This window comes from Mycobacterium sp. (assembly GCF_052145595.1).
Lineage (GTDB): Bacteria > Actinomycetota > Actinomycetes > Mycobacteriales > Mycobacteriaceae > Mycobacterium.
Window position 1 is genome coordinate 1 of the sequence record NZ_JBKQOI010000287.1, and the last position, 5,914, is coordinate 5,914.

The 5,914-nt window shown below is 65.9% G+C and carries 5 protein-coding genes; 4 read left to right on the forward strand and 1 reads right to left on the reverse strand.

The window, feature by feature from the left end:
- Positions 1–1,669: 5-methyltetrahydropteroyltriglutamate--homocysteine S-methyltransferase (gene metE / locus ACLP4W_RS24835; RefSeq protein WP_442390049.1), on the forward strand; the 1,669-nt coding region annotated here is incomplete at its 5' end.
- Here the strand turns inward: metE and ACLP4W_RS24840 are convergent.
- Positions 1,666–3,438: a DUF3556 domain-containing protein gene (locus ACLP4W_RS24840; RefSeq protein ID WP_442390050.1), complete on the reverse strand. Its 1,773-nt coding sequence runs from the start codon at positions 3,436–3,438 to the stop codon at positions 1,666–1,668. The genes metE and ACLP4W_RS24840 overlap by 4 nt on opposite strands.
- A gap of 96 nt (positions 3,439–3,534) precedes the next feature.
- On the opposite strand from ACLP4W_RS24840, the gene ACLP4W_RS24845 reads away from it, so the two are divergent.
- The 3 genes from ACLP4W_RS24845 to ACLP4W_RS24855 form a co-directional block, all read left to right on the forward strand.
- Positions 3,535–3,762: a hypothetical protein gene (locus ACLP4W_RS24845; RefSeq protein WP_442390051.1), complete on the forward strand. Its 228-nt coding sequence runs from the start codon at positions 3,535–3,537 to the stop codon at positions 3,760–3,762.
- A gap of 206 nt (positions 3,763–3,968) precedes the next feature.
- On the forward strand, positions 3,969–5,333 hold the full coding sequence (locus ACLP4W_RS24850; RefSeq protein ID WP_442390052.1) for a flavin monoamine oxidase family protein: 1,365 nt from the start codon (positions 3,969–3,971) through the stop codon (positions 5,331–5,333).
- Between the two features lie 103 nt (positions 5,334–5,436).
- Positions 5,437–5,914: DUF222 domain-containing protein (locus ACLP4W_RS24855; RefSeq protein ID WP_442390053.1), on the forward strand; the 478-nt coding region annotated here is incomplete at its 3' end.

Genomic DNA, 5,914 nt, shown 5'->3' on the forward strand with positions numbered 1-5,914 from the left:
GTGGGTGCAGTTCGACGAGCCCGCGCTGGTGACCGACATCTCCGCCGACGCGCCCGCGCTGGCCGAGGCGGTGTACAACAAGTTGGGCGCGGTGAGCAGCCGGCCCGCCATCTACGTCGCCACCTACTTCGGTGACCCCGGCGCTTCCCTGGCGGGGCTGGCCCGCACGCCGATCGAGGCGATCGGCGTCGACTTGGTGTGCGGCCCCGACGCGGCCATAGCGGCGGTGCCCGAGCTGACGAACAAGACCCTGGTGGCCGGCGTCGTGGACGGACGCAACATCTGGCGCACCGACCTGGAAGCCGCGTTGAGCAAGCTGGCCACCCTGCTGGGTTCGGCGGCCACGGTCGCGGTGTCGACGTCATGCTCCACGCTGCACGTGCCGTACTCGCTGGAACCGGAGACCGACCTGGATGACGCCCTGCGCAGTTGGCTGGCGTTCGGCGTCGAAAAGGTAGACGAAGTCGTCGTCCTCGCGCGCGCCCTGCACGAGGGTCGCGAGGCGGTCGCCGACGAGATCGCCGCGTCCAACGCCGCGGTCGCCTCCCGTAAGAAGGACCCGCGCCTGCACAACGGCCAGGTCCGGGCCCGCATCGACTCGATCGTCGCGTCCGGTGCGCACCGCGGCGACGCGACGCAGCGCCGCGCCAGCCAGGATGCCCGGCTGCATCTGCCGCCGCTGCCGACCACGACGATCGGGTCGTTTCCGCAGACCGTCGAGATCCGCAAGGCCCGCGCGGCACTGGTCGCCGGCAAAATCGACGAGGCCGAGTACACCCGCCGGATGCAGGCCGAGGTCGCCGATGTGATCAAGTTGCAGGAGCAGCTAGGCCTGGACGTGCTGGTGCACGGCGAGCCGGAACGCAACGACATGGTGCAGTACTTCGCCGAGCAGCTGGACGGTTTCTTCGCCACCAAGAACGGCTGGGTGCAGTCCTACGGCAGCCGCTGCGTGCGGCCACCGGTCCTCTACGGTGACGTCACCCGCCAGCACCCGATGACGGTGGAGTGGGCCCGCTACGCACAGTCGCTGACCGACAAACCGGTGAAGGGCATGTTGACCGGTCCGGTCACGATCCTGGCGTGGTCGTTCGTCCGCGACGATCAGCCGCTGGCCGACACCGCCAACCAGGTGGCGCTGGCCATCCGCGACGAGACCGTCGATCTGCAGTCCGCCGGTATCGTGGTCATCCAGGTCGACGAGCCCGCGCTGCGTGAGCTGCTGCCGCTGCGTCGCGCTCAGCAAGACGACTACTTGCGTTGGGCCGTAGGGGCTTTCCGCTTGGCCACCTCCGGCGTCGCCGACTCGACGCAGATCCACACCCATCTGTGCTACTCGGAATTCGGTGAGGTGATCGGCGCCATCGCAGATCTCGACGCCGACGTCACGTCCATCGAGGCGGCGCGCTCACACATGGAGGTGCTGGACGACCTGAACTCGGTCGGCTTCGCCAACAGCGTGGGCCCGGGTGTCTACGACATCCACTCGCCGCGGGTGCCGAGCACCGGCGAGATGGCCGAGTCGCTGCGCGCCGCGTTGAGAGCCGTTCCGGCGCAACGGCTCTGGGTCAACCCCGACTGCGGCCTCAAGACGCGCAACACCGACGAGGTGACCGCGTCGCTGCAGAACATGGTCGCCGCGGCGCAGGAGGTCCGGGCGGGAGCCTAAGTCGCCTCGGGCTCCTCAGCCGGCTCCTCGGCTGCCTTCTCGATTGACTCCGACAGCACCTGGACCGGCACGTCGTCGGCCCAGGGCTGCCGGGTCACCATGTCGGCGACATTGACCATGCCGTGCTCGAACTCACCGGTCGCCGCGTCCACCAGGCGGTACTCCTGGGTCTGCTTGTGGATGGGCTGCGCGTCGAGCAGGACCACGCGCACTTCACCCGGCTCGAAGTGGCAGCGCTGCTGCATGGCGGCGATCAGCTGCTCGTTGTGCATATGGCCGTCACCGAAATTCCAGCCGATGGCGGTGCTGCAGATCCGCTCACCGTCGGTGAGGACGTAGTCGTCTTCGTTCTGTCCCGCCATGGCACGGTGCGCCAAGGTGAACAACGCCCGGCCGTGAGTGTTGAACCCGCGGAACGCATAACCCATGTAGATGGGGATCTGCGCCGCTTCGGGGCTGCCGTAGAACCGCTCCAGCTGGGCCTGCGGCATGCTGGCGATCGCCACGATTCCCCTGCCGATCTTGTCGTTCGCCGAGGGCTTGATGCACCACAGCGTGGTGTCCCAGTTGCCGGCGTAGTAGCGCATGCCCGGCAGGAACGAGATCTTGCGCGGGAACATGTTGCCGAGTGCGACGATTCCCACGATGACGAGGAACAGGATCGCCACCGGCACAGGGTTTTTCAGATCAGTCAACCCCAGGCGGGCGTGCGCGACGAACAACGACAGCACACCGAAGATCATGAAGACGTTCCACTCCAGCGGCACACCCATCGGGATGGACACCAGGATTCCCAAGTGGAAGCAGACCATGATGACAGCGGCCACCGTGGTGGGCCAGCCACCGTGGGAGAAGAACAGCACCAGCGGCACGAGCATCTCGACGGCGGTACTCACGTGAGCCAGCCACCGCGACGGCCACCCGGGCCGCAGATCGTCCGGGAACTTCTCGAAGAAGCGCCGTTTCAGCGACCGGGGCCGCACCAGCGGGTTGTTGGACATCATGGTGGAGATGACGAACGGGAAGTGCTTGTTGAGTTTTGATGTCGCTGCGCCAATCCAGATGACCAGGAACACCAGTTTGGACGCGACGATCATGTCGACCCCGCCGAAGAGGAAGGTCACCGCGATGGTCGCGTAGACCTCGCCACGGGCGGCCAGGAAGATCACCTTGTCGCGCAGCCCGAGCACCCCGAGAATCAACAGGATTAGCACGATCTCCCACCTCGGGAGCAGCCCGACCTTGGTGCCCAGCTCCGGTATCGGTCCGGTGCCATCGGAGAACAACGCCCCGAGCGTCACCAGAAGCAGCAGCGCGTACAGCGCGACGTCGATCGGGGTGCGCTTGGTGCCCTTGGTCAGCGGGACGCGATCCGGCCACGGCGGGAGTCGGATGGTGCCGAACCGCATCCAGTACAGAAGGGATCCCATCGGCGGGAAGAACCGGTTGTTCAATGGCCCGAAGCCGCAACCGAGCCCGATCACCTCGAACAGCATCGTGTAGAGCACGACCTTCTCGAACACGATCGGCTCGGACCACCAAGTCGCGACGCCGGTGAACCCGTTGATGCCTTTGGTGGTCAGCGCGAACAACCACGCGCCAAGGATGTAGAGCAGGATTTTGACGACATAGAACAGGTGCAGCGCGACCGGCGTGCCAAAGCCCACCTCGGCCCAGTGCTTGGCCATCGGGCGGATCTTCTCGCTGCGGGTGCCTTTGCTCCACTCCGCCATGTCGACCTGCGGCAGGTCGGGCTTCAGAAATCCCATGGTTCCAAAGACTAAAACGTGTTCCAGGCGCGTGTGCTCAAAGCGGGCAAAGAAGCGTTTGCCTGCAAGTTCCGTGCCGGATACCGTGAAATCATCATGAGCAGACTTCGGTTCGTTATGCTGGCAACGATCGCTGCCGCTTTACCGATCGCTTTCGCCGCCGGGGGCGGGGTCGCCCGGGCCGACCCACCCGCACCGGGTGATACCTGCACGGTGCTCAACGCAACCACCCACGACATCAGCGGCCGGATGCTGTGGTGCAACCCGACGATGACCGGCACCCACGCCCTGGTGTGGCAGTACGGCGGACCCTCAACCTCGTAGCCTGCCGAATTCATTGTCCGCCAATCGGTTTCAGTCACTACTCACGCGGTTCCACGGCATCGGCGGCGAGTTCGATGAACGTTTGCGGGTACCGCCTGCAAAGCCAACCGGTTTGAACCGCCCGAGAAACCGGCGTTAACACGCTACTACCAATGATTCGATCGGTGTAGCTTGCTGCTGGGGTGGCACTGATTGAGGAGCCAGTCGTGTCAGAGGTCGATTATTGCGTGGTCGGTGCGGGATTCGCAGGTTTGACGGCCGCCCTGCGATTGAAACAAGCGGGTCATTCGGTGGCCTTGCTGGAGGCGCGTGACCGGGTCGGCGGGCGCACGTTCACCGTAACTCGCGACGACGGGATGTGGATCGATCGCGGCGGCGCGTGGGTCGGGCCGGGCCAAGACCGCATCTATGCGCTGATGCATGAGTTCGGTGTGCCCAATTACAAGCAGCACCACGACGGCGACGCGATGATGATTGTCGATGGCAAGAAGCACCGCTACGGCGGCACCATCCCGTGGACCATGAGCCCGTGGGCGGTCGCCAACCTTGGTGCCGGTTTGCTCGAAGTGGACCAGATGTGCAAAGCGATTCCGCGCGAAGCTCCGTGGGAGGCGAAGAAGGCCGAGGAGTGGGACCGGATCAGCTTGGGGGAATGGCTCGATAAGAACACCATGTCCAGGTCGGCCCGCGAGATGCTGGACATGGCCCTGGCCGGCACCTACACCTCGGCGGCGTCCGAGACGTCGTTGCTATGGGTGCTGCTCCAGATGGGGTCCGGTGGCGGGCCCACCTTCGTCATTTCGGGCAAGGGCGGCGCCCAGGATGCCCGTCCCGTCGGAGGGATGGGCGCCATCTACCGGCCGATCGCGGCCGAGCTCGCTGACGCGTTGCACCTTTCGCAGCCGGTCCGGCAGATCACCCAGGATGCCGACGGCGTGACGGTCCGCGCGGACGGCATGACGGTGCGGGCACGGCGGGTCATTGTCGCGATCCCGCTGGCGATCGCAACGTCGATCGTCTACGAGCCGATGCTGCCGGTGGATCGGGCACTTCTGCACCAGCGCATGCCCAGCGGCGCGGTCATCAAGATCTCGATCATCTACGACGAGCCGTTCTGGCGTGCGGACGGATTGTCCGGTCAGTCGGCCTCGCCGGGATCCCCGGCCACTCTGACCATCGATGCATGCACGGACACCGGGGACCCGGGGATCATGTGCGTGATCACGGAAGGACCGGCCGCGCGTCGGCTGACAAAACTCGACGAGGCCGCTCGCAAAGCAGCGGTCATCGGCGAACTCGTCGATCGGTTCGGCAGCAAGGCGAACGCGCACCGAGAATTCCACGAGCAGAACTGGACCACGGAGCGCTATTCCGGTGGCGGGATGATCAGCCATGCCCCGACCGGCGTGCTGACCGAATTCGGCTACACCCTGCGTCCGCCGTGTGGTCGCATCCATTGGGCCGGGACCGAGAGCTCGGCCATCATGTGCGGGTGGATCGACGGTGCGATTCGCTCCGGCGAGCGCGCCGCGACCGAGGTGCGGGAAGCGGAGACCGCGACGGTCGGGTGAGTTTTAGCCGGCTCATCAGAGCTAAACCCCTTGTGTCACTTTTGTTTCAGTGGTTTCGGGGTGGGGGGGGATTGGTGTCGGTGGGCCGGCGTAGTATTCGAACATGGGTTCGAGTAGTCGTGAGGAGATCCAGCAGGATTTCGACGCGCTGCACACCGTCGTGTCGCGCGTACTCGAGCATTGCTATGACGCGTTGACGACCCCGGAGCGGCTGGCCTTGCTGGAGCGCCTCGAGCAGCAGACTCGGCGGCTACGCGTACCGGGCCACCAACTGATCAACCAGCTCGCCGCGCAGTCCGATCCCACCGAGCTGGGCGGCAAGCTTTCTCATGCGCTGGCCGACCGGCTGCGCATCACCCGCAGCGAAGCGCGCAGGCGAGTGGCCGAGGCCGCCGATCTGGGGCCACGGCGCGCCGTGACCGGCGAACCGTTGTCGCCGCTGTTGACCGCGACCGCCGCAGCCCAGCGCGCCGGACAGATCGGGACCGGCCACGTGGCGGTGATCCGCGGGTTCGTGCACCAGCTACCGCACTGGGTGGACCTCGACACCCGAGATTGCGCCGAAAAGCACCTGGCGCAGC